General features: G+C 41.2%; 21 protein-coding genes and 1 pseudogene. 4 read left to right on the forward strand and 18 right to left on the reverse strand.

Annotation, left to right across the window (positions count from 1 at the left end):
- Window positions 1-159: 159 nt before the first annotated feature.
- From gcvH to V7K98_RS28985, 7 genes and pseudogenes are all read right to left on the reverse strand, one after another.
- Window positions 160-549 (reverse strand): glycine cleavage system protein GcvH, encoded by a 390-nt coding sequence (gene gcvH, locus V7K98_RS25345; RefSeq protein WP_335026939.1) that lies wholly within the window; start codon window positions 547-549, stop codon window positions 160-162.
- A gap of 125 nt (window positions 550-674) precedes the next feature.
- Window positions 675-1,811, reverse strand: a complete 1,137-nt coding sequence (gene gcvT / locus V7K98_RS25350) for a glycine cleavage system aminomethyltransferase GcvT (protein ID WP_335027087.1) — start codon at window positions 1,809-1,811, stop codon at window positions 675-677.
- 153 nt (window positions 1,812-1,964) lie between these two features.
- Window positions 1,965-2,516, reverse strand: a complete 552-nt coding sequence (locus V7K98_RS25355) for a hypothetical protein (protein WP_335026941.1) — start codon at window positions 2,514-2,516, stop codon at window positions 1,965-1,967.
- A gap of 473 nt (window positions 2,517-2,989) precedes the next feature.
- Window positions 2,990-5,065: a HEAT repeat domain-containing protein gene (locus V7K98_RS25360; protein ID WP_335026943.1), complete on the reverse strand. Its 2,076-nt coding sequence runs from the start codon at window positions 5,063-5,065 to the stop codon at window positions 2,990-2,992.
- Window positions 5,066-5,225: 160 nt separating this feature from the next.
- A complete protein-coding gene (locus V7K98_RS25365) occupies window positions 5,226-6,386 on the reverse strand; it encodes a 5'-methylthioadenosine/S-adenosylhomocysteine nucleosidase family protein (RefSeq protein WP_335026945.1) in 1,161 nt (386 codons plus the stop codon).
- A gap of 299 nt (window positions 6,387-6,685) precedes the next feature.
- Entirely contained in the window at window positions 6,686-7,345 is a 660-nt protein-coding gene (locus V7K98_RS25370) for an EcsC family protein (RefSeq protein WP_335026947.1), read from the reverse strand.
- 248 nt (window positions 7,346-7,593) lie between these two features.
- Window positions 7,594-7,725, reverse strand: a pseudogene (locus V7K98_RS28985) (IS4/Tn5 family transposase DNA-binding protein); the annotation flags it as partial.
- A 335-nt stretch (window positions 7,726-8,060) separates the two neighbouring features.
- On the opposite strand from V7K98_RS28985, the gene V7K98_RS25375 reads away from it, so the two are divergent.
- Together V7K98_RS25375 and V7K98_RS25380 are read left to right on the forward strand one after the other, a co-directional pair.
- The gene (locus tag V7K98_RS25375; RefSeq protein ID WP_335026949.1) at window positions 8,061-8,558 is read left to right on the forward strand and encodes a pentapeptide repeat-containing protein; all 498 of its coding nucleotides are present in this window, start codon (window positions 8,061-8,063) and stop codon (window positions 8,556-8,558) included.
- Window positions 8,559-9,280: 722 nt separating this feature from the next.
- Window positions 9,281-10,333 carry a hemerythrin domain-containing protein gene (locus V7K98_RS25380; protein ID WP_335026951.1) on the forward strand — a complete coding sequence of 351 codons (1,053 nt, stop codon included), beginning with the start codon at window positions 9,281-9,283 and terminating at the stop codon, window positions 10,331-10,333.
- Between the two features lie 81 nt (window positions 10,334-10,414).
- Here V7K98_RS25380 and V7K98_RS25385 read toward each other — a convergent pair whose 3' ends face one another.
- The 3 genes from V7K98_RS25385 to V7K98_RS25395 form a co-directional block, all read right to left on the reverse strand.
- Window positions 10,415-11,611: a M20 family metallopeptidase gene (locus tag V7K98_RS25385; RefSeq protein WP_335026953.1), complete on the reverse strand. Its 1,197-nt coding sequence runs from the start codon at window positions 11,609-11,611 to the stop codon at window positions 10,415-10,417.
- A gap of 199 nt (window positions 11,612-11,810) precedes the next feature.
- Entirely contained in the window at window positions 11,811-12,374 is a 564-nt protein-coding gene (locus V7K98_RS25390; RefSeq protein ID WP_335026955.1) for a pentapeptide repeat-containing protein, read from the reverse strand.
- A 547-nt stretch (window positions 12,375-12,921) separates the two neighbouring features.
- Window positions 12,922-14,682 carry a serine/threonine-protein kinase gene (locus tag V7K98_RS25395; protein ID WP_335026957.1) on the reverse strand — a complete coding sequence of 587 codons (1,761 nt, stop codon included), beginning with the start codon at window positions 14,680-14,682 and terminating at the stop codon, window positions 12,922-12,924.
- 91 nt (window positions 14,683-14,773) lie between these two features.
- Here V7K98_RS25395 and V7K98_RS25400 point away from each other — a divergent pair, with 91 nt between their 5' ends.
- The gene (locus V7K98_RS25400; protein ID WP_335026959.1) at window positions 14,774-14,968 is read left to right on the forward strand and encodes a hypothetical protein; all 195 of its coding nucleotides are present in this window, start codon (window positions 14,774-14,776) and stop codon (window positions 14,966-14,968) included.
- On the opposite strand, the gene rpsU is transcribed toward V7K98_RS25400, so the two are convergent.
- The 8 genes from rpsU to V7K98_RS25440 all read right to left on the reverse strand — a co-directional run bounded on the left by rpsU (window position 14,965) and on the right by V7K98_RS25440 (window position 23,538).
- Window positions 14,965-15,153, reverse strand: a complete 189-nt coding sequence (rpsU, locus tag V7K98_RS25405) for a 30S ribosomal protein S21 (RefSeq protein ID WP_012407716.1) — start codon at window positions 15,151-15,153, stop codon at window positions 14,965-14,967. The genes V7K98_RS25400 and rpsU overlap by 4 nt on opposite strands.
- A gap of 108 nt (window positions 15,154-15,261) precedes the next feature.
- A complete protein-coding gene (locus tag V7K98_RS25410) occupies window positions 15,262-15,597 on the reverse strand; it encodes an RNA recognition motif domain-containing protein (protein ID WP_335026961.1) in 336 nt (111 codons plus the stop codon).
- A 457-nt stretch (window positions 15,598-16,054) separates the two neighbouring features.
- The gene (locus V7K98_RS25415; RefSeq protein WP_335026963.1) at window positions 16,055-17,674 is read right to left on the reverse strand and encodes a tetratricopeptide repeat protein; all 1,620 of its coding nucleotides are present in this window, start codon (window positions 17,672-17,674) and stop codon (window positions 16,055-16,057) included.
- A gap of 376 nt (window positions 17,675-18,050) precedes the next feature.
- Window positions 18,051-19,079 carry a DnaJ C-terminal domain-containing protein gene (locus tag V7K98_RS25420; protein WP_335026965.1) on the reverse strand — a complete coding sequence of 343 codons (1,029 nt, stop codon included), beginning with the start codon at window positions 19,077-19,079 and terminating at the stop codon, window positions 18,051-18,053.
- A gap of 117 nt (window positions 19,080-19,196) precedes the next feature.
- Window positions 19,197-19,706 carry an AAA family ATPase gene (locus V7K98_RS25425; RefSeq protein ID WP_335026967.1) on the reverse strand — a complete coding sequence of 170 codons (510 nt, stop codon included), beginning with the start codon at window positions 19,704-19,706 and terminating at the stop codon, window positions 19,197-19,199.
- A 38-nt stretch (window positions 19,707-19,744) separates the two neighbouring features.
- Window positions 19,745-21,034, reverse strand: coding sequence for a glucose-1-phosphate adenylyltransferase (locus tag V7K98_RS25430; RefSeq protein WP_335026969.1), 1,290 nt, complete (start codon window positions 21,032-21,034; stop codon window positions 19,745-19,747).
- Between the two features lie 362 nt (window positions 21,035-21,396).
- A complete protein-coding gene (locus V7K98_RS25435; protein ID WP_335026971.1) occupies window positions 21,397-21,696 on the reverse strand; it encodes a hypothetical protein in 300 nt (99 codons plus the stop codon).
- A gap of 114 nt (window positions 21,697-21,810) precedes the next feature.
- Window positions 21,811-23,538, reverse strand: a complete 1,728-nt coding sequence (locus tag V7K98_RS25440; protein WP_335026973.1) for a S8 family peptidase — start codon at window positions 23,536-23,538, stop codon at window positions 21,811-21,813.
- 287 nt (window positions 23,539-23,825) lie between these two features.
- On the opposite strand from V7K98_RS25440, the gene V7K98_RS25445 reads away from it, so the two are divergent.
- Window positions 23,826-25,298, forward strand: coding sequence for a glycoside hydrolase family 13 protein (locus V7K98_RS25445; RefSeq protein WP_335026975.1), 1,473 nt, complete (start codon window positions 23,826-23,828; stop codon window positions 25,296-25,298).
- The last annotated feature ends 37 nt before the right edge of the window (window positions 25,299-25,335 follow it).

Genomic DNA, 25,335 nt, shown 5'->3' on the forward strand with positions numbered 1-25,335 from the left:
TTTGCAATAAATACTCATCAGAAGTAGGTGTAACTTTTGAGTTTATCTAAATTTCATGACTTATCTTCGAGGGGAGTGGAGTGGGGGAGATGGGGGAGATGGGGGAGAAAATTTTACCTTGTCTCCCTTGTCCCCCTCATCCTCCTCATCCCCCACTCCCTACTCGCCTTCCACCAGTGCGCGATACTCATCTGCTGTCAAGGCATCCTCAATTTCACCAGGGTCATTGACGCGCACTTTCAAGAACCATCCTTCACCATAGGGATCATCAGAAACTTGTTCGGGATCGTTAATTAAAGCATCATTGCGTTCTACAACTGTTCCTGTGACTGGTGAATTCAGTTCTTCAACGGCTTTCACTGATTCAATTGTGCCAAAGTTTTCTCCCCTGGTAAGAGCGTCGCCAATTTCTGGCAGTTCCAAAAAGACGATATCACCCAATTCATGTACGGCAAACTCAGTAATGCCAATGGTGGCAATTTCGCCATCTATTCGCACGTATTCATGAGAATCAAGGTATCTAAAATCTTGAGGATATTCAAAAGACATATCACTTCCTCTCCCTTATCAAAAAAATTATTGCCCCAATAGTCATCAAAGCCATGTCTGGTAATGAACCTTACTGTAGATTGAGTAACTCACAACACATTATTCCTTAAAAAGCCTGGCGCTTATCAGTTGGCGGCACGATTTTTTGACCGATAAAAGGGACGTTTAACCACAACTGCTGGATAAGCTTTACCACGAATTTCGACTTCTAGCTGCTGACCGATGCTTGCCAGTTCGGTAGGGAGGTAGGCTAAAGCAATGGGATAACCAAGTGTGGGCGACAGAGTGCCACTGGAAATTTCTCCCACAACTTTACCTGCTGATAACACTTGATAGCCATGACGGGCTATGTTACGTCCTTGAGTTTGTAAACCCACCAATCGACGCTGCACTCCAGAGGCTTTTTGTTGTGCTAAAACTTCCCGTCCAATAAAATCACCTTTGGTATCTAAGTGAACTAGCCACCCCAAACCTGCTTCTAAGGGTGTGGTGATGTCATCGATATCTTGCCCATAAAGTGCCATTGCTGCTTCTAAGCGCAGGGTGTCTCTCGCACCGAGTCCACAGGGGATAACACCAGCTTTATAAAGATTTCGCCACAATTCTACGCCCACATCTGGGTCTACCATCACCTCAAAGCCATCTTCTCCGGTGTAACCTGTGCGGGCGAAGAAGGCAGGTTTACCTAGTAGGGTTGCTTTTAAATGTCCGAAAGCTTTGATTGGTTGTAAGTCTTCTTGCACTAAAGGCTGGAGATATTTAATCGCTTTTGGCCCTTGGACGGCAATTAAGGCTTTTTCTGGTGAAAGGTCTTGGAATTGCACTTTATCTAGGTCTAGATGTTGCAAAAGCCATGCTTTATCTTTAGCAGAGGTTGCTGCATTGACGATGATAAATGCCTTTTGTATACCAGAGCTGTCTTCACCTTGGTAATAAACAATGATGTCATCAATAATTCCGGCTTGGGGATTTAACAATACGGTGTATTGTGCTTGACCGGATTGCAATCGACTCAAGTCTGAAGGCACTAGAGGCTGGAGTTGGGAAATGAGATTTTTACCTTGGAGGGTAAATTTGCCCATGTGGGAAATATCGAACATTCCGGCTGTATTTCTTACAGCCTCGTGTTCGCGGCTAATGCCACTAAATTGCACAGGCATTTCCCAACCGCCAAAGCTGGTAAAGCGGGCTTTGAGTTCTACACCCACTTGATATAAGGGGGTTCGCACCAGAGATTGGGCGTTGTCTTCTTGATTTGTCACAGGTAATTTTGCGTAGATGCGGAGCAACTTGCCATTAGGCATCGCACCTCAACATCTATCATCCTACGAGATGCTTGCTGGTTTTACAGTCTTGGGTATTGAATTGGGCCAAACAGGGCATACCTCTGCATGGCACACTCTCAGGATAAAACGCTAGCGCCCCTCTGCCAGGTCAGCATAAATAAGCATCTCGACTCCTAACACAATTAAAAGCAGAAGTTCGACCCAGGAAAGAATAGTTACCGCCAGGGGAGGCTGAGAAACCAGAAACCAGAACGCCGAAAGAGCAATCATGCCCGAAAAGACAAATGTAATTTCGTCCACGATCAACTGCTGAACCTTGCGGCGCTTACGATGTTTGTCGTTACGATGGGCAATCTCCCAACCAAAGAGGGTTTCCAGATCCATATAACCTGTATGTTCCTTAACTTTGTCTACCAGCTTGTAGCGAATGTATTTGCCAATCGACGAAATCTTCTCGTCATTCACTGCATAAGTCCAACCTAGAATGAGACAAACCCAGGGAATCACGAGTAGGGCGTAATAGTTAGATGGATTGGAAACGGCAAACGAGACAACTGTTCCGAACAAGCCTAGCGTCACGTAAAGTAGGTTGTCCCGAAAGCCAATTCGTTGAGCCTGCTCCGACTTTAACTTGTCATATTCTTTAAAGAAAATTTCAAGGATTTGATCTTTATCGCTCATAGCTGTCTCCTAAAGAACATCACCCTACCCTAGTATTTTGACTAGCTCAGTACTTTACTACCAGTATTAACTAAAACCTGAGCAAGACCTAATAAAACAGCAAAAATAGTATACAGAATAGTTTTGAGGCTCACTGCTATGAGCTTTCTAGTGTAGACGGCATAGAGCCGAGATCCTTACAAAAGCGGAAATAGAGGCTGAAAACCCTTGCAAATTATAGGTTTCAAAGATTTTGGTAGTTAGAGAGATTGCAGCTTCAAATGGTCGCTTAATATTTGGCTTCTTGACTACATAATTGCTGTAATCCCTGATATATCTGGTATTTAGGGACTGTTAGTTACGGGGTAAAATCAGGAATCGAACTAATTCTTTTCTCAATAAAACTATTTACAGCAGATGATAACTGATGGATATTTCCTGACTACAATTTCAAGTTTGCATCAGATATCGAATAGTAATCCTCTTGTTGTATATTAAACCTCAAACCCATACTTTTCTTTTAAAAGATTTCTTAATTGTTCATCGGGCTTCTCTCCATAACAAGAGCCAACTACTTTACCATAATCTTCCAAATCAATACTGTGATTCGAGTTAAGTGCATTCATAAATTCCTTTTCTTTACTAGGTTCTACGTAAAGGAAATAATATGCCCATCTACCAGTACTATCCTTAGCTTTCATCTTATGAATTAAGTGACCTTGCCGAGCTAAAAATCTATCTTCATTGTTACTAGAAGAATTAGGACTAATTTGATTATAATTATTATGACTCCATTCTTTTGCTCTAGATAAAGCATTATTTACCGCATCACGTACTTGCTTTTTATGATGATTTTTTAGAGATTTTAAAACCTCTATCCCTTGAGAATTTGCAATGCCTGCCAGTGCATAGGCATAAGCATTAATCTGGAATTGTTCGCTGATGCTATGAATAAGTCTGTATTCAAGTTCTTTTAAATTACCTATCCCCATTAATGCTAGAAAACATCGTCCAGGTAAATCATATTTTTTAGGGTCTTTTTCAAATGGTTCTTGAGCTTCTTGCCCAAGTTGAGATATCACCTTGGAATTACCAATAAAAGCTAAATAAACTAATGCTTCGTCACGCTCTTTAAAAACAGCCATATCGTCATGAAAAATTTTTAGAAGTGGCTCTATCATTTCTTCTACAAAACATCCTAATCTTCCCAGGGCAATAGCAACAGAGCGTTTTCCTTCGATAGGCAAATCAGAACCTATTAAATATTTCAGCACTACAATATCTGGGGGACGATTAAGAGACATCATGACTGGTAGCTGTTTTTGAGGCTTAACGCCATCTGCTACAATTGCCCATTCATATATCCAGTCTGCTTGAGCAAATACAGGCTTTTCGTAATTACAATTACATTTACTCAAGATTAAAACTGCCCAACCCCTGGCAACAACGTCTTGTTTATTATTTGTAGCAAATTCCCGCAGAATATCTAGTTCTTTTTCGGTAAAACGATAAACTGTATAATTGCTACTATTTTCACATGATGCTGTTAACCATTTTAAAGCCCAGAGCGCAGTAGTTGAAACTGCATTGTTATCTGTTACATTCTCACTAATAATTTTAAGCAGAATTTTAATTGTCAAATTTAAAAGTTCTTCTGGCAAGAAATTTATTTCTGTAAGGTTATTGTTTAGATGTGGAAGAAAAAATTCATTAACCAATCTAAGTCCTGCCTTAACACGATCTTCAACCAATCTAGCCTTAGTCAACTTTTCTAGAAGAGGATATAACTTTTGAGTACAATTTCTGGCATTGAGGACTTCGATATCATTCAGAGTATACAGAAAAATACATCCAATCGTAGTGCGATATTTATCATTATCATAAGCTGAGATATAGCTTTGTATCAATCTATCTTGACATGTTTGGGCAAAACAGGAATAACGCAGTAATTTCTCAAAAGCTTTGTCGATTCTAGTACTTGGGTTATTGGTGCGACCATCATTTTCGTTGAGAGTTTTTATTGCATTATTAATAATAAATTCAACTGTTTTATCTTTAAGCTCATTTTCTTTTGCTTCTTCAGCTAAGTATTCTAATGCAAATAGAGCTAATGCACGAGATTGTTCCTTTGATTTATCGAGCCGTAATATCCTATTTATTACGTGATCGGTCGAAGCAGTTGTTGAATCTTCTTTTTGAGTAGATGTTTGCCTTAGTTGAGTAAGTGATAAAATTACCGATTCTTTCCATTGAAAATCCACAACAGGCTCAGTTATGTTCCTTGTAACAAAAAAATCAATAGTTTCATCTTGGATTGGAATATGTTTAATTTTTTGACTTAATTCACTCCAAACCCTTGAATTCTCTTGTTGATTTTGACTTTTTAATACTTCTAGTTTCTGAAGTTTTTCCTTAATTTCTTCATCACATTTATGAATTTCTTCTTTGTACTCAAGTCTTTTTCCTAAACCATCAATATCAATTTTTTCATTTGCAAAATCGTACTTTCTTCTTTGTAATTTACTTATAATGTTCTCTAGATTTTTTATTTCCTCTTGTTGATAATCCATTGGAATACTCCGTCTTTATTTGAATACTACAGATAAAATGTTTTTTCGATTTCGACTATTAGACGACCTAAAAACTTAACTTTCGTAACTACTTTTTTAGGGCTGTCTTTAATGTTGTCATTCTTTGGTACATCAAGTTTTATTTTAGTTACTTGAGGCTCTATAACTTTGGGACTGGTATCGATTCAAGTAAAGCAATTGTATAAGCTGCTGCAACTGCTGCTGCATAAGAGCGCCAATCATCATTCTTATTTGAATCACAATAGTCACAAATTCCACGGACAACTAAATAACCAATTTCATAATTCCAAGTTGTGTCGGCAATTCCCGAACTTTCCATTTCAACGGCTTTAACTCCAAACATATCTCGAAGTTTATTTCGTTTGATTGGATTCTTCAAAAGTTTGTTAGCCGAAGCAATAGAAGCAAGGAAAACTCTTGGTTCACCATCTTTTCGTTTAGAATCTTGGGGATGTTGAATTACAATACTGGGATTAGTTGAATCGCTGAGGATATCTTTGTCAATTGAAGGGCGTTGCTCATCCTCTGAAAGTGCTTGGTCAATAAATTTTAACCAGGGTTTCTTTCCTAACATCTCACCTATCTGAAGATATATTACTTGCTCTATTAATGAAGCACTAGGGGGTCGAGGGGGATGTCTGTGGACAGTCTCTGTAATTGTTTCTTTATCAAAATCGTATTGAATAACACCTTTTTCATTAGAAATAACTATATCTCCAAGGCGAACATGGTCATCTGATTTTTCTGGATAAGGAATTCCTCCTGCGATTCCTACCATAATGACCCCTTCAAGATCAGGAAAATGCTTGAGTAGTAATGATGCACGAATTGCTGCCCCATTATTTCCCATTGATGCTAGACACAAAACAATAGTATGTTTTCCTCCTTCTTCTGTAAAAACATCTCCTAGATGATATGAGCGACCTCCACTTCTTCCAGGAAAAGAAACCTTTTCAGTATTTTTAAGTAATCTTATTACTGCTGCATATTCTTCTGGCAAGGCTGTAACAATTCCAATTTTTGGTTTTCTTTCACTGTTGTCAAGAGTAGATGACGATGATTCAGAACATTGAGTAGTATTTAGTTGGTTTTTCATCAGGTAATTCTTAATAGGCTCTATTTCTGTGTTTATTTTCTGAATTTCTTCATCACATCTTTGTATTTCTTTTTGGTACTCAAGTCTTTTTCCTAAACCATCAATACTACCTATTTCGATTTGAAAAGCGTGCTTTCTTTTTTGCCAGCTACTTCTGACTTTTTCTAGGTCTTCTAAGACTTGCTTTTGATATTCTGCTGACATTGCCTATCTCCGAACTATTCTTTTAATTTTCTCCCAAGCTTTGTACATCAATCCCTCTGTTTTCATTAAGTTGTTCAATCTATCGTAATCGCTCATAATTTGATTTTTAATTTATAGTTATTCAGATAATAAAGTTTTGCACGCTACTGAATAATAAGATAAATAAAAATATCTAAGTACAGTTTTATACTTTAAATAAAGTAATATCCTGCTTTCGTCAGGCTGGGGGTGAAACTTTAATTTTTCTAATATTGATTAAAAAAGGATGTATAGTTCCTATTTTATTTTTGAAAAACCAATTAATTATCTGTCTCCAAAGATAAACTTTGAGGCTTGTTAACAATAAATGTTTCTCTGGCAATGTTGCCAACTCTTTGAGTTGCTATCCCATCAATAGATGCTCCAATAACACCACCAAAAAGAGGAACTACACGACCTAAAACAATCGCACCTTTTTCACTAAATTTAGTGATGAGTTTAAACCCAACTCTTTTGTTAATTTCTCCTATCGTCTTTTTAGAAATACTGTTGATGACTGAAGTTGTTAACTTTTTACCGACTACTATTCCTGACTGTTTGAAAATATCTTTGGCAGAATTTCCAGCCAAACAGACATAGATTAAAGTTTTAACCTTATCATCGTTAAGATCGTATCCACCCATGTAGGCAATAGCTGCAATCATTCTGACATGAATATACATTATACTGGCAAGATTAGCAGGTACAGCAATAGGTAACGTTAACAGACCACCCAGACCAGTAAGAAAGCCCGATGTTCCAGCTTTGACAATTTGCCATTTGATGAGAGCATTGACATTATCTTCTAAATAACCACCCTTAGCAAGATAGTGTTCAGCCATTTCTGACGCAGAATCAAAACCAGATATTCCATCAATCGCTCTTTGATAGAGCCATTCAAAAGTCTTCTGAATAGTCGATTGAGTTAATTCTTCAGTCATTGTTTTAGATAAATGATTTTATTAATTAGTCCTAAAAATAAATCGTTTTTACCAAAAGCACTTATGCAATAGTTTTTCTCTAAAAAGAGGGTATTGCTCTGATAAACATTTACATAGCGAAGCAACACAATAAGAGTTATAACAATATAGATAGAGCTTTACTGAATCTCTACAAATATCATAACTTATTACGTAAGTAGACACATTATAAAGTATAGTGATCTTACGCCTTAAGCTTTATAATAACTTTATAAATGACTATAATTTGGGGTTGGCAAAAACTCGTATGCTCCCTTGAGTACGGTTCCTCTGTTGAAGATTTCTGATAGTGCTTTACAGAATCCTTGAGTTAGAGCATAGCTGATTGACATTGCACGCTCATTTAATCGGCGGTAAGCGTAGCCATGCCGTCAGGCTTATCGCTCAATTCACAGGTTGCAAAATTTTTCTCCTACTAGTCCAGCATTGCTCGTCACCTTTAGCACCCGATTTCAATTACTGCACCGTATATGCTGTGCTTTATCTAAAATCCTTTGTGAGTCAGCTTTTTGATACTTGACGGGAAAAGTCAGATGGGCATTGGGCATGGTTATTCTCCTTGTCCCCTTGTCTCACCCTGCTTTCCCTGCCTCCCCTGCTCCCTCATCCCCTTTGTCCCCTTCTGTGAGGTTTAATAGTGAATGGTGAAAGTGTTGAGATTTATTAAGAAGACATTATGAAATATTGGCAACTGTTAGCTAGCTTTGTCTTAGCTATGGTTCTTTTTTTGTTTCCCCTATCGGCGGAAGCTGCAAGTTCTTCCAGTATTACCCGTTCTGTGGGTAATGATGAACTCAAGGGGAAGGATTACTCTGGCCAAAGTTTAATTGGCACTGAGTTTACCAATCTCAAATTAGAGAATGCGAATTTTAGCAATGCTGACTTACGTGGTACTGTATTTAACGGTACTCTGCTGGAGGGAGTAAATCTGCATGGTGTTAATTTTAGTGAAGGCATAGCTTATCTATCAAGGTTTAAGGCTGCTGATTTGAGTGATGCTGTCTTAACTGATGCAATGATGCTGCGTTCTACTTTTGATGATGTAAATGTCACAGGCGCTGATTTTACAAATGCAATCTTAGATGGAACGCAAGTCAAAAAGCTTTGTGTTAAAGCAAGTGGTGTTAATTCTAAAACTGGTGTAGATACTCGTGAGTCTTTGGGATGTAAGTAGAATCTAGCCCCTCGTTAAAAGGTGGACATATAGCAACCTCACACCGATAAAGCTGTGTTATGTCTCCCCTCTCCTTGCTAAGGCTACGGTGTATACACAAGTCGGAAAAACCTTATCTGACTTTGGTAGGGTGCGTTATGGACGCAAGTCCTAACGCACCCTACGTAACGAGATTTGGGGTAATTAATCACTTCTGTGTACACCGTAGCCTTGTGAAGGGGGGACTTATTATGTGCATCTTCATAAAAAATTGGTATTACTAATCAAAATAACCTTAGAAATATTAATTAAATTCTTTTCAACTAGAGTTTTTTTAATTTACAAATACGATCTTATCGTTAATCAAATCAAATTTTATTTGAATTAATTTACTTTTATCCTGTTTGATAAAACAAAAAGTAATAAGTATCTATAGCAATCTGATTTGATTGTTTGAAAAAATCTATTAATGCACCAAAAGGTTTGGGTATACGTTGCGTTTTATTAACATACTTACGTTGATTTCACAAAATTAAATATGAGTTTTATATCTGAGGATATAGTTTAAATTTCATATATCTATCTAAAAGTATAAAAACAAAGTTTTTTTATGAAGAATAATTGCATTTTTCTACCCAGAGTTGTGATAGCGATCGCTCAAAAGAAAGATGGAATCTCTTTAACCTCTGTGTCAAGGTTATATCAAGGAAGAATTACAAAACACTTTGCCGGGGAGAACACAGATGGTAGCTACTTTAGATGATACGAAACGCAATGCTATTGCTATTAAATTGGCAAGTCTTAAAGCCCTCCAACAGTTGGTCATTGAAAATGAGCAATTGCTTTTGAGAGAAGGACTCGATGCCGAAATTGCAGATCGCATTCGGAATTTTCTTAATGATGACGAAAAAAATCTTGGTGTTCTAGAAACTGTAATCGGTCAGTATGGCATTCAGGCTGAACCAAAGAAAAATGTTACACAATTCATTGAAAAAGCTCGTGAGTTGTTCAAAGGTTCTGAGTTGAGCCTGTATGAAAAAGTATCTCAGCATGAATTGCTGAAACATCAAGCAGTAATGAGTGGCTTGATAATTCACAAAGCTGCTCAAAAAGTTGGTGCTGACGTTTTGCTAGCGATCGCACCTCTCAATACCATAAACTTTGAAAACCGCGCTCACCAAGAGCAACTCAAAGGTATTTTAGAAATTCTGGGTGTCCGCGAACTCACTGGACAAGATGCAGATCAAGGAATTTGGGCACGTGTTCAAGACGCTTTGGCAGCAGTTAGTGGTGTGGTAGGTAGCGCTGTTACCCAAGCCAGTGACAAAAAGGATATGAATATCCAGGATGCCATCCGCCTCGACCATAACAAGCTAAATACCCTGTTCGCCGAATTGATACAAAGCAACAATCCTGAGAAGATCCAAGAGTACTTCGGTCAAATTTATAAGGATCTAAGTGTCCACGCTGAAGCTGAAGAGGAAGTCGTATACCCAAAAGTACGTCCTTTCTATGGTCAAAACAACACCCAAGAATTGTTTGATGAACAGGCTCATGCAAAGCAGGCATTAGAAGAAATTAAGGCTCTTAGCCCATCTTCACCGCTATTCAAAGAGAAAGTCAAACAGCTGAGGGAAGCCATTGCCGATCATATTCGTCAAGAAGAAAGCACAATGTTTGCTGCCATTCGCAACAACTTAACTACTGAGCAAAGTGAACAATTGGCTACTGAATTCAAAGCTGCTAAGACTAAAATTCAACAAAAGCTAGGTGTTGTTAGCGAATCGAAAGCGTAGAATGCTTTTGAGCTTTCTATATCCGCTAAAAAAAGATAGTTAAACAAAAACTCCCAGCACATCAAGTCTGGGAGTTTTTGTTTAAACATTTTGCTGATAATTCTGCTGATAATATTTATAGGCGGCATACGCCATAGTTACAACTCCGGTGATAATGGCAGATTCATCAACTTCAAACTGGGGATGGTGTAATGGGTGGTTAATAATTCTTTCTTTGTAGCCTACACCTAAGCGAAACATGGAACCGGGGGCATGTTCCAAATACATAGAAAAATCTTCCGCACCAAGGGAAGGTTCGGGTAAAACTTGGACGCGATCGCTACTCCAAGCTTCTTCTGCGGCTGATTGTAACAATTGTGTCAAGGCGTAATCATTTTGAACGCTGGGTACGCCCTGGCGATAATTCACTTGATATTTTGCCCCGTAGGTATGGCAAACATTAGATACAATGTTTTCAATCCAGCTAGGGAGATGGGCGCGGGTTTCGGGATGGAGCGATCGCACCGTTCCCAACAACTCCACTTTATCCGCAATTATATTCGGCGCTCTGCCACCATTAATCTTCCCTATACTCAACACTACAGGACGCAAAGGATTCTGCGTCCGGCTAATGGCTTGTTGCAGTGCAGTAATAACTTGGCAAGCAATCCAAATTGCATCAATCGCCTCATGGGGACGCGCCCCGTGTCCAGATTCTCCCATAATCAGAATTTCTAAATCATCTGCGGCGGCTGTCAATGCCCCATAACGCACACCAATAGATCCTGCGGGTATAGAAGGGAAAACATGAACCCCTAATACAGCTGAGACATTTTCCATCGCCCCATCTTTCATCATCCAGCTTGCCCCTTGAGCAATTTCCTCGGCTGGCTGAAATAAAAACCGTACTTTTCCACCCAACTCCTCAGCCATTTGGGACAGCACCATCGCTGTTCCTAAGCCCACGGTGGTATGGACATCATGACCACAAGCGTGCATAATTCCCACTGCGCGGGAGGCGTATTCTAAATTTGTACCCTCTTGAATTGGCAAGGCATCCATATCGGTACGAATTGCCAATAAACGGTCATTTTGACCAGTGCCTTGCAATTCTCCAATAACGCCCGTTTTACCAACACCTTCTTGTACATGCAGTCCACTAGAAGACAAAACACCAGCTACAAAGGCTGCTGTTTGGTATTCCTGACCACTGAGTTCTGGGTGAGAGTGGATATGGCGGCGAATTTCAATCAAGCGAGGCGCTAGTTTTGCTGCTAAGTCTTTAATATGGGTAAGCATCGATTCAATTAATCTACAAGCTTTTTTCCCATGATAAAGAACCCTTAACAAACAAAATGCTTTTGCTATACAAGGAGGCAGGGAGCAGGGAGCAGGTGGTCACTGAGCATAGTTGAAGTGAGGCAGAAGGCTGAAGGATGAGCGAGAAATAATCAATGCCCAATGCCCAATGCCCAATGCCCAATTCCCAATTCCCAATTTATTTGGAATAACAGATTGTGCCTCGAGTATTTTCGGGTTTGAACTCATTACATTCTCTGTCCTTTTGACGCTCTGACGACCAGCCGTAAGGCTTATCGGAGGTGACGACACCATTCGCCAGAGTTGTTAGTCGGAAGTTAGCCCCGCGAAAATTGGTAAACTGTATTTTGGCATCTTTTAAGTTTGCTGCTTCCAAATTAGCGCTGATGAAGCCGGCGTAAGATAGATCGGCATTTTCCAAAGATGCTGATTTCAAATTTGCTCCTGTTAAAGAGGCACCATTAAGATTCGCCAAATTCAGAATCGCACCTTCTAAATTTGCACCGGTGAGATCGGCATTCGTGAGATTAGCTTTAGATAATGTTGCACGACTCAAGTCAGCCCCTCGCAAATTTGCTCCAGCTAGATTCAGTTGACTTAGATCGGCACCACTCAAATTACACCGGGGACAAGAACTTGTTGCCTTTAACTGATCCAAATCTACCTGACTTACCGCCAGCGCCTGCTCTGCAAAGCCAAAACAAGCTAATAAAGCGACGGTAGCAACAATCTTAAATTTCATATTTTTTACAGATATCCACAAAAATGACAAGTTACGCACACTGCGTACTGTCATACTTACATATACCGCTTCTCTAAGGAAGAACAAGGATGAAGCATTCATTAAGAAGCTGTAAAAATACTATAAATTCTAGTAGTAAGACTACTCAAACTCAAATATAGGCTATAGAATCGATTCGTAAGCAACTATACCGAACCTCTTATAGACTACTATATATGTGATCCCCCTAGCTCGATGAAAAATACGACTAGGGGGATCTTGTTTTTGGGCATTTGATTAAAAGCATAAACTCTACAGGTTGAGTTGAACGTTCGCGTAGCGTCCCGTAGGGAAGTAAAACCCAACAAATCAATGAAAATGTTGGGTTTCATTTTGAGGAACGCGATCGCCCTTGCTAAAAGTTGTTTTCAGTATACCAATCGCCTGTGAACTTTCCCGAAAGTGCGATCGCACCAGCACCTAAAGCAGCAATAATCATAGAAATAGGTTCCATAGTTAATCCCCAATTATAGGCAAGTCCTAAATATAGGAATCCTTCCTTCCTCTTTTATCGCCACCCTAAAAAGCGCAATCCAGGGACAATTAGGTAGTAACTTACTCCTAACCAGAAGCTGATAAAAAAGCCTACGGAACCAAAAAAAATGAGAGGTAACTGTAACTCTGACCAGGCGGGCTGACTAGAAAATTGGAAGATGGGAGGTGCTAATCCTAAAATAATCAAAAGTGCATAAGCGATCGCACTACCAAAAGCCGCGAACACGGCGTACACTACATGATGGCTGCGAAGACCTAAGCTTAATGTGAGTAGGCAAGCTGCTACTAAAATCACTGCCACCAAGCCCTCGCCGCTATCTTTTGGTGTGATTAATTGCAAAATGAACCAACCAAAGCCATAGCTAATCATGCCCATCACCGACGCGACTAAAAAACGCCGCCGTTGACCAAAACACCCGGATACTGTCAGTCCCCAAGCGGTTCCCCAGCCTGCGGCGATGAATACCAAAATATCTGCCCCGAAGATAGGTTGAGTATTTGGCACTAATTGGTTTAGCTGAGTCGAAATAGATTGCACAACCCAATGCCCCAAGCTCGTATGATATGCCAAAATAAAACCAGCGATCGCACCAAAACAAGCGCCAACATAAGCCAAGATCATTGCCCAAATGGTCGCCAAACAAGCTTGAAAAATTTTGATGATTGTCTGAGCGATAAAAACAACGGTTTTAGTTACAGCTTGGGTAAAATTAGCTAAAACTCGCTCAATAGCTTGGATTAGCAGTGTAAATCCTTGGGAAACTTGCCCTAAAGTTTGCTTTATCTTGTCTTGCAGTTGAGCAAATAATCCTGTCGGCGGTAATGGTTGAGAAATCTTCGCCAAGCGTTTTTGAATCATAGCTGCATTTGCTGGACGCGATCGCACATCTTCCTGCACCATCTCATCCAGCAAATCTGCTAATTGAGGGTTGACATTTACCACAGTTCGCCAGCGCAATTTCCCAGTTTGCTGATCTTCCAACTCTAGCGGGTACTTACCTGTTAGTAGTTCAATCATCGTTCGACCAAGGGCATAAAAATCGGCACTTGGCCCAACAATGCTTCCAGTTACTTGTTCTGGTGGACTGTAACCGGAAGAAAATAATCGGGTGGAACTCGACTGAGAACGCAGCTTAGAGGCGCTAAATTGTTTTGCTCCGCCAAAATCAATTAGTACCAAGCGATCGCCCTGTGCTTGCCCTTGAGGGGTGGTTACAGTGGGCGAAGAGGTTCCCAGCATTAAATTAGAAGGTTTAATATCCCGGTGAATAATCTGACGTTTGTGTAATTCTTGTAAAATCTCTACAGTTTGAGCAAACCAGTTTATAACCAAATTCTCTGGACACCCTTGAGGAAACTTTTTTAATATCTCTTCTAAAGTTTGCCCATTGATTTTTTCCATTACCAGACAAGGCAGTTGGTGCAGCTTGGGGTTAAAGAGTTGTACCTGAAAATAACCTTCGGCATCGACTGCGGGAACACCAGGATGGTGCAAACTAGATAAAACAGCCGCCTCTTGGGTAAATAACTCCAGTGCCTTTGGTGAATCTTCTACCAACACTTTCAGCACTTTCTCTGTTTGAGTTTTTTGATCCCAAACCGTGTAAATTTGAGCAAATCCTCCCGAACCTAATGGCTGAAGTGGAACATAGCGGTCTAACAACTCTAGCGGTGCGCCACAGCTGTTGCAGAATTTGTTTCCCCAAGGTTGGGGATAAGGACGTTGACAATCAGGATTTATGCAGTGAACCGCACTCTGAGTGATGTGGGACACAACCGCTACAATACAAAGGCTGACTTGATTTTAGCGTTTATTGAAGTTTCCTGATTTTAAAATAGGCAAAAGGAAAACCCTCATAGAATCTATGGGGGCATTCGTTTATATCTCAATAGGCTTGGTTAAAGCTTTATCCTCCCTAACTCCCTTAGAAAAGCAGGGAATTGGGAATTGGGAATTGGGAATTGGGAAGAGTTACCAATGCCCCATTCCCTATTCCCCATGCCCAAAAACTGCACGCCACAAGTGGCGTGCAGTTTTTCATATCTATGTCAGCACTTAATTGCGGAAACTTCTCTTACTCTGTCTATGCTTGGCAACTTCTTTGCGCTTGCGTTTTTCTAAGGGTGTTTCAAAATGACGATGCTTTCTCATATCTGGAAAAATTCCAGCTTTGGAAACTTCTCGCTTAAATCGTCGTAAGGCTGATTCAATGTGTTCATTGTCGCCTACAATTACTTGGGTCATTATTTCTCCTACTAAGTTGACTTAATCAGGCAGGAACATTACAAAAAAAAGACAGACTGTTGTTCGTCTGACCTTAAGACTATTGGTAAATTTTTTTTGTTTCCAAAGTTAGTAGCGTCCGCCGCGTCCACCGCCGCCACCGCCACCGCCGTATCCTCCTCCTCGGTTGCCGCCACCAAAGGAACCTCTATCACCTCTATCTTCTTTGGGTTTAGCCTTATTTACTTTTAGATCGCGACCCATCCACTCAGCGCCGTCGAGAGCTTCAATGGCAGCTGTTTCTTCCGCTTCAGTTCCCATTTCCACAAAAGCAAAGCCTCGCGGACGACCTGTTTCACGGTCAGTAGGTACTTGAACCCGCTTTACAGTACCATATTCTGCAAAAATACCACTTAAATCTTCTTGTGTAACGTCATAAGAGAGGTTACCTACATAAATTGACATCGATTCTCTCCAAAATCATCACTGTGTAGAGATTTTAATTTCTCTGAAAGTCTGTAAATACTAAAAGGAAAAAAGCCTTTCAATACTAAAATCAAAGATATCACTGAATTAACTCTCCTAAATCTAGGATGACATAGGAGCTATCTCTCTGCATCCAGTAGATCGTTAACTAGTGATGCGATCGCATTTACGCGATCGTCACCTGCCCCACCTACCCTAAGTACAGTCCAAACCAAAAAAGGGTTGAAAATGGAAGAAAATAAATTCTGTAGGGTGATAAAGGAAATCAGACAGACAGGGGCGCATCTTTGAATATCCGAATTGAACGTTTGACTGGATTAACCATGAAGCATTACTTCAAAATTTTAATACGAAAGCTAAAGTCAGGCAACAAATAAAGGCTATTTCGGCTTGTACTTCTTTGGAGAACCTTCTATGGATGGGGCCAATCTAAAATTTAAAATTTAAAATCCAAAGTTGTTTGACCTTTCAAAGCTGTTTCCAATTCGGTTTTGACAACTTTAACAGCATCATCGTTGCCCAATCCCTGCAAACTTGCTTGCAAGCCAAATAGAGAACGCCCATTAGAGGGATATTTTTCTAGATCGGCACGAAAGACTTTCTCCGCCTCTCTATAATCACCTTTAGCTAAAAGCACAGCGCCCAAAGATTCCCGCGTCGGAAAGTACCAGTCTGGTGGTTCTACGTACTTAAGGGTATCTTCCATTTCGACAGCTTTTTCTAGTAATTGAATAGCAGATTGATAATCATCCTTTTCCTTAGCAATTTTGGCATCTAGAACTTTTGAGGCGATGTCTAAAATGTCAGTGGCGGGACTGAATCCGATTGTTGCTTCGGTGGAAATTCCCTGTTTGGCAGCCACTAATGTCCGACTTTCACTGACTGCATCTTCAAGTTTGCCTGTGGCAGCGATCGCCATACCTCGGACAAAATGCCACAGTGCTGTGGTAGTGGGCAATTTAACATCTGGGGCAGGAGTTTTTAAGATGGCATCCCAGTCATGAAAGCGTGTCTGAATCAGCATTTTGCTGCCCAGAAATCCCTCAAGCATTGGTATATATGGATTAATAGCAGTTACATTTGTAACTAATTTATCTGCGGCTTGGAGAGCATCTTCATATTTTCCTGCCATGCTGCTAGCCACCATGAGAAAATGTACGTTGTGGTTGTAGTACATCATGGGATAAGTGCCCTGGACTTGATATTTTTTGATGTAAATATCATCCTGAGCGATCGCTTGCTGGTTTGCTTGCATTGCCCCCTCATAATCTCCCACACGAAAATAAATATGGGAAGGCATGTGTACTAAGTGTCCTGCTGATGGCGCTAGGGTTGCTAATCTTTTGGCACTCACAAGGGCCCGTTCTGGTGAAGGCGAGGCTTCCACCGCATGGATATAATAATGATTGGCTCCGGTATGATTTGGGTTACGTTTGAGAACAGATTCCAAAAGAGCCACAATTTTTTCTGTATCTGGCTGTGGCTTACCATCTTTAGTCCAGTGCTGCCAGGGATGCAGATCCATCAAGCTTTCAGCGTAAAGTGTCGCCGCATCCAAATCATCAGGATAACGCTTGACTAGGGTTGCCATTGCTTTTGCGTAGTCTACCGCGAGTTGATACAAGTCTGGATCGGGATCTTGAGAGTAACGTTTTGCTAAGGCGGTAATGTAATCTTGTTCCTGGTTAGATGCTTGGCTGGAAAGCACCAAAGCTTGCTGTACAGATTGGTAAGCGGCTAATTCTCGATTGGGATCGATTTCTAAGTTAATATTGGGGCCGAGAGCCAGAGCAATACCCCAATATGCGATCGCTAAATGCGGATCGAGTTTGGCAGCATGTTGAAAAGAACGCACTGCTTCATCATGATTGAAAGCATACGTTAAATTTAATCCCTGATCGAAAAACTTTTGCGCTTGGAGATTAGCAGTAGAAACTGGATGGTGAATTGTGCCAAGTCCAGATATTAAGGTGTAGGGCTGTCTTGATTGAGCGATGGCTGCACTAGGAGCGACTAAAGAAAGTATAAGCACCCAAATTATAAATAAGTATTTCATTGTCTTCAAGCTCTTTTTTTATTGATATTCAAAGCCCATAGTTTCTCTAATAAGGCAATTTTTTAGCTGAGAACAGCAGTATGATGTTTCATATAGATTAGGACTTACGCAAACAATAACTGAAAATAAAGATTTTCAGATAGGGGCAATTCATGAATTGCCCCTATCTGCTGTAGTTTTGCGTAAGTCCTATAAATAGGGGTTGCTGAAAAAGAAAGAAAAGGTTGCAGTATCTAGATTATCAGACCAAAGAAGTATATTCCGGTGCAAGATAAGAAGGTAAAATAGCCCAAAATCCTTGAATGACTGTGGTCAGCAAAATTTTAGCTAATTAATTTAGAGACAGTAAATTTACCGTCTCTACAATCTGAAATTTTCACAGCTTGACTTGCTGCAAATGACTGCGGGGGTTATAAGTACGGATAGCCCGGATTTTTTCATAATATTCCCGCTCTTGTTGGCTGAGGTCTTTTGGAGGTGCGATCGCCACCTTCACCAACTGATCGCCACGTCCACCCTTGGCGAGGGGCCAACCTTTGCCACGCAAACGCAGCGATTGGCCAGAACGCACTCCGGCTGGTAGCTTGACATTAACTAAACCATCAGGAGTAGGTACATCAATAGAGGCTCCCAGAGTCGCTTCATCTGGTGTAATTGCCACTTCGCATACCAAGTTATCGCCTTCCATTTGGAAAAACGAGTGCGGCTGAAGTTCGACTTTTAAGTATAAATCGCCTCGTTGTTGAGTCATGGGGTTGATTTGACCTTTTCCCCGCACGCGCAGACGAGTACCAGGTTTAGCCCCAGATGGAATCCGAACATCAATTGTTTCGTTACCTAAACTAAAGCGCTTTTGCACGCCATTAAATGCTTCCGCAAAAGTTAGGGTAATTATAGCTTCACTATCTTGGGAAGTAGCCGCACCTGGATCTTGAAACCCATAATCGTTAAAGCCGCCAAAACCACTTGTAGCACCTGTAGGAGGGCGGTAAGAAGAGTAACTTTGTGAGTAACTTTGTCGCCCACCTCCACCTCCACCTCCAGCGCGAGGGTTAGCACCGCCAAAGCGTCCTAGCAACTCATTAATGAACTCATCAAAATTGCCGTATTGACTGAAGTCAAAGCCGCTCATATCAGCACCAACGCCGCCAGATGGGAAACCTTCACCAGCTTGCTTCCAATATTGACCGAATTGGTCGTATTTTTTGCGTTTATCTACATCTGACACAACTTCGTAGGCTTCGCTAACTTCTTTAAAGCGTGCCTCTGCCTGTTTATTATTTGGGTTGACATCAGGATGATATTTGCGGGCTAGTTTCCGAAAGGCTTGTTTAATCTCGTCCTGAGTGGCAGTCTTACTAACTCCCAAAATTCCGTAATAGTCTTTGAAGTCGGTTGCAGCCATCTACTAGCCTCCTATAGAAATTACTGTTATGTTTTTTTTAAGATCACAGATATTTAATTGCTAGCTGTAGTGCCAAGCAAAAGAATCTGATTTTAAATTAACAAAGAATATAGAAAATCAAGTGTGGTTCTCGCTCAAAGTGCGATCGCAATTTCCGTACTCCGATTTTTCTGATAAGCGGATCAGCCCGTCTAGCCCCTCTTCCAGGCTTGGTGGAGCATCCCGGAGTTGACGGTGCATCCGCAAAATAATTTCTTCAGGAACCTGGCGCGATCGCCTTTTATTACGTGCTAAACACAACCAGACTGGTGTATCCACCCAAATTGCCGTAATTTGGGTAAAGCCCAATTCACGGGCTAAAGCAATGACTTCACGGCGATTGCGGCGCTGGGCATTAGTTGCATCGAAAATGGCTGTATTTTTTGTAGAAATAGCTTGCTGAAATTGCCGCTCTACTTCCCGCCAAATCAGCAGCCACGGCCCCTGAAGGGCTTGGGAACCGAATAATTGCCCCCTGATGGCATCTGTAGAAATCAGCGACATCTGGGGGCATTCTGCCAGCAATTGCTTTGCAAAAGTTGACTTACCGCTACCTGGAAGACCAATCAGCAAAAAGAGTTTAGTCATTAGTCCTTCGTGAATAACTAATGACCAATGACCAATGACTAAATGATTGTTCCATCAGGAATGACAGCATTTTTCAGCACAACGACGATACCACTGCGAATGTAAAAACCTTGATTTTCGCGTTCAGCTTCTTGCACATTATCTTTATTGATAATTTTGACATCGTGACCGATCCGGGCATTTTTATCGATGATGGCACCGCGAATGATTGTATCTGTACCAATACCTACGGGAATGTCATTTTCTATTAAGCTACATTGGCGTTCCACAGAAGCTTGATAAAAATCTGCACCCATGAGCAAAGATTCTTCGATGACACAGCCAGATTCAATCCGCGATCGCACTCCTAAAACTGAATGTTGAATGCGGCAATTTTTCAAAATACAACCTTCGCCGATAATTGATTCTGTGATGTGGCAATCTAAAAGTTTAGTCGGAGGTAAGTAACGAGGGCGGGTATAAATTGGTGCTTTTTCATCGTAGAAACTAAAAGGTGGCTGGGGCTGCTGAGTCAGAGCTAAATTGGCATGATAAAATGCCTCAATTGTTCCAATATCTTCCCAATAGTCATCAAAAAGGTAAGCTTGAACGTTGTAATCTTTAGAGGCATCAGGAATAATTTCTTTACCGAAATCAGTTCTTTCTATACCCTCTCTTAACAACTTGAACAAAACCTCTTTTTTAAAGACATAAATCCCCATCGAAGCGATGTAAGGTTGTTTTTGGGCTTGTTCTTTTGTTAATCCCAGTACACTTGTATCAACGCGCATTTGGATTAAAGCTTCACCTTTGGGTTTTTCGCTAAAATCGATTACTCTACCAGAATCGTCAATTTTCATCAAACCAAAATCTGAGGCGCGGCGCTCGTCTATGGGGATAACTGAGAGAGTAATATCAGCCCCTGTATCTCTATGGCGCTGGATAAACTGGCGATAATCCATACGGTAGAGGTGATCGCCTGAAAGAATTAGATATTCTTCTACATCCCATTCTTCCATTAACCACAGATACTGACGCACTGCATCGGCTGTACCTTGGAACCAGTTGGGGTTTTCTGGCGTTTGTTGTGCCGCTAGCACTTCCACAAAACCTTCGTTGAAACCAGTAAAGTTATAGGTACGGCCAATGTGACGATTCAGCGAAGCTGAGTTGAATTGTGTCAGGACGTAGATTTTAAATATTTCGGAATTTATGCAGTTACTAACAGGGATATCGATTAAGCGGTACTTCCCCGCCACTGGTACTGCTGGTTTAGCGCGGAGTTTGGTTAGTGGGTAAAGCCGAGTACCCGCACCACCACCAAGAATGATTGATAATACTTTTTTCACAAAATTTCTCCCGACTGCCTTTCAACTCTCATCTTCAGTTTAGGACTGTATGTAGCAGCTGGTAAGTGGGGATCGGAGATTCTAAAGAGAGAATTATACAAAATACTACTAGCGATGGAGAGTGCTGCTAAAGAACACATACTAGAGCATCTGTACTATTTTGAATTTTAGTATTTCTCAAGGATGTTTAGATACCCACCGCACAGCTTAAATAAACTAACTATTCCAAATCAATGAATCGCTATACTATATGTTGTGTATAAAAAATATTAATATTAATTATTAACTCTAATTGAAAAAGCAAACTTAGCCAGCAAGTGGTGGATTGTTGGTTAAGCAATGCGATCGCTCTTATTTACTAATTAAACACCCAACTTCCCTATATTTATTCTCTTATTGACCAAACGCAATTGCTGCGATCGCTTCAAATGCTTCACCCAAGATTGCTCTGATAACTGGGAAATGGCATTTGGTGACAATGTTGCCGTAAAAATATCTTTACCACTAGTAACACCACTAACGCCTAAACTTTCTAAAACAGCAGTTGCAGCAGAGTCTAAAATTGGTTCAGTATGGATGAAAACCCCCAAACTCTGGTCTTCTGAATTTTGAACATCATTTAGCGCTGTAGCAAGAGCGGCATCTAGTTTCTGATAATTCATCAGTAATTCCTTGGTAAAAAGGGTAGACAATTTTTGCCTACCCTAACTTATCAAATTTACAGGTTTTTATCGCCTACTCTTGTGCAGAAATAATATCTACCTTTCTCAGTCTAATTACAGATTTAAAGCGTTAATCACTCCATAACCCCATTTGTCATCAAATGTGCCTGCGGGTTTTCCGGGAATAGCGCTATTTTTACGTAGCAAATCTTTCACAGCAGCCGGATCAAGTTTAGAATCACGCTGCAATAGTAGTGCCACTAACCCAGTGACGAAAGGTGTCGCCATACTCGTACCAGCCATTACCACAAACTTGGAATTAATCATCGATGAGCGGTCAAAACTGGCATCGGCGGAAAGGGTGGAAACAATCATTGCTCCTGGTGCTGTGATATCAGGCTTCTGTCCATCATTGCGTAGTGGGCCTTCACTACTAAATTCTGAAATAGTATGCAGTTCTAAGCCCATTTCTCGCACTTGGTTATCAATATCTGTGTACGTGGCTTTAGTAGTATAAGCGGCAACTGTAATCGCACTGCTGGCGGCTCCTGGCGAACCAATTTTTACCGCATCCTTCACACTTTTACCTGTAAAAAAGACTGATGAACTATCATCTAATGTCCACACATCTAAACGTGTGTCAGTTGCAGAAGTGTTGCGGACTCGCAGTTGCCAAATACCTCCCATGACTGGCGAGGGGTCAATACCCCGGATTTGCACAAAGAAATTATGATCGCCATTGGCTTTATCTGGCGCTGGTGTCGCTAATTGCACCCGTGCATCTGGTAACTGGTAATCTTGTGCGGCATTAGCATCAGCAATTATTTTTTGGAAGGGAGTGACAAAACCGTTAGGACTCCGCACAGACACTTCCAATTCGCTGTCTTTGGAATACCAAGCGTTTAACCAAACTATGCCTATTTGATTTAAAGGAACATTAAAGCGCATACCACGAGTCCGTCCACTGGGTATTGTCGCTTGTCCATGAATGTTGTCGTTTCCTTCGTTACCCGCAGCACAGCAAACTATTCTTCCAGGGCCAGTTTCGGCATCAATGACTTTGGATAAGGAATCACTACCATCATGGGCATCAGCATGTCCGCCCAAGCTGAGATTTACCACGGCTGCGCGTCCTAACTCTCTAGCAATTCGGAAAATGTAACGCACACCATCGGCAATATGGGCATCTTGTAAATCTGACCTGACGATAATTAATTCCGCTTCTGGTGCAACACCGCTATAGTTAGTATCAGCGCCGGCGGCGATGCCTGCAACGTGAGTACCATGACCGCCTGTATCCTGAGAAATTGTCAGTTGCGCCCCCGTAAATTCAGCCCCATAGCCGCCTTCTGTGACTCCTGGCCCTGGCAATGTTTGATCCCAAATGTGCAAAATTCGTCCAGCAAAGGCGGGGTGTTTTGGATCGATGCCACTGTCTATAATGCCGATGATTACTCCTTTGCCAGTCAGTCCGGTTTTGTTCTGAAACTCCGGCAGTTTGACTGCTTCCATTGCACTGTCCATTCTCAAATGAAGTTTGCGTGATGGCTTGATTCGCTGAATCACATCTTGTTCTGATAAGACATCTAAACTCTCTATCGGTAAGAAAGCTGTCCGCACACTCCCAGAGTTTTGATTGACTTCAATATTATATTGTGATAGGTAACTCAAGTCTGCATCAGGTTCGCAGTAGATAAAAATGACACTCTTTGTCGGTTTGACTGGGCTTTTGTGGGCAATAATGCCAAGCGATCGCTTGTGTGTAACTAAAGCTTGATCTCCCTCATTGTGATAGTCCTGAAATGCTAAAAGTAATCCAGGGGAAAGTTTTTCGTGTCTCATTTTTACCTCAAATTTAATTTATTGGAAGCTACAAGCCAACAATTAGCGCAAGCCGCAGATCCCCGACTTCTTAAAGAAGTCGGGGATCTTTTGTCTCACGAATCATTCAGGATTGCTATAGTAATAACATTTGCTCAAAAAACATAGTAGATAAAGAATAGAGACAACTCTTCCCAATGCCCAATGCCCCATGCCCCATGCCCAATTCCCAATTCTCTATCATAAGTAGGAGACATAAAGAAGCTAATATTTGCAACGATCGCTTCTGAACGTACAAAGAGTTATTCATGGAAATTCAAACACCAGACTGGGTAAAGCACGCTGTTTTCTACCAAATATTCCCAGATCGCTTTGCCAGAAGCAAACAGCCACGCAAACGGCTGTTGCACGAGGCTCGCTGGGAAGATTGGGATGCTATGCCAACTCTCCAGGGTTATAAAGGCGGGGATTTATGGGGCATCATGGAGGGTTTAGACTACATCCAAGATTTGGGGATTAACGCGATTTATTTCACACCCATTTTTCAATCCGCCAGCAATCATCGTTATCATACCCACGATTATTACCAAATTGACCCGATGTTAGGGGGCAACGAAGCTTTTAAAGAATTGCTTGATGCAGCCCATGAACGGAATATCAAAGTCGTTCTAGATGGCGTGTTTAACCATTCTAGTCGGGGATTTTTCTTTTTCCACGACGTTTTAGAAAACGGCCCCCATTCGCCTTGGGTAAATTGGTTCAAAATTGAAGGCTGGCCTTTAGCACCCTACAATGGTGAATTACCTGCTAACTACGGGGGTTGGGCGGGAAATCGTGCTTTGCCAGAATTTAACCATGACAATCCAGAAGTGCGGGAATACATTATGGAAATTGCCGAATATTGGATTAAATTCGGCATCGACGGCTGGCGATTGGATGTACCATTTGAAATCAAAACTCCTGGTTTTTGGCAAGAATTCCGCGATCGCACTAAAGCCATCAATCCTGAAGCTTATATTGTGGGCGAAGTGTGGGGAGATTCCCGCCAGTGGTTGGATGGAACGCAATTTGACGGCGTGATGAATTATCTCTTTGCTGGGCCGACAATTGCCTTTGCAGCTGGCGATCGCGTAGTCTTAGAACAAGTCCAAGACCGTGATTATCAACCGTACCCACCTTTATTTGCTGCCGAGTACGCTACCAAAATTCAGGAAGTACTGCAACTTTACCCTTGGGAAATTCAGCTAACTCAACTGAATTTGCTAGCAAGTCACGATACAGCCCGATTGATGACTATTGCAGGTGGTGATATAGCGAGTGTAGAATTATCAACTCTACTATTACTTACCTTTCCCGGTGCGCCTAGCATCTATTATGGTGATGAAGTTGGTTTACCTGGTGGCATAGATCCCGATTCACGGCGCGGTTTTCCTTTAGAGGCCAAGTGGAATCGAGAAATTTTTAATACTCACCGTGAATTAATTGCCCTCCGCCAAACTTACCCAGCCTTGCGTACAGGTGATTATCAAGTTCTCCACGCTCAAGGAGAACTTTATATCTTTGCTCGAACTTTAGGAACAGAGGAATTGATAATTGCTGTCAATGCTGGCACAAGTTCGGCAACAGCGAATGCAGATGTGGTTAGTTTGCATACTCAACCTAACAAGCTGTTATATGGTACTGCTGAAGTTGAGTGGAATGGTGAAGGGGAAACTCAGCATTTGTCATTAACTCTTCCGGCACGCAGTGGCTGCATTTTGGGAGTAGGGAGTAGGAATTAGGGAAAAGGCAGAGGTGCAGACGTGATAGATACAGCAG

The organism is Nostoc sp. (assembly GCF_036917435.1).
Lineage (GTDB): Bacteria > Cyanobacteriota > Cyanobacteriia > Cyanobacteriales > Nostocaceae > Nostoc.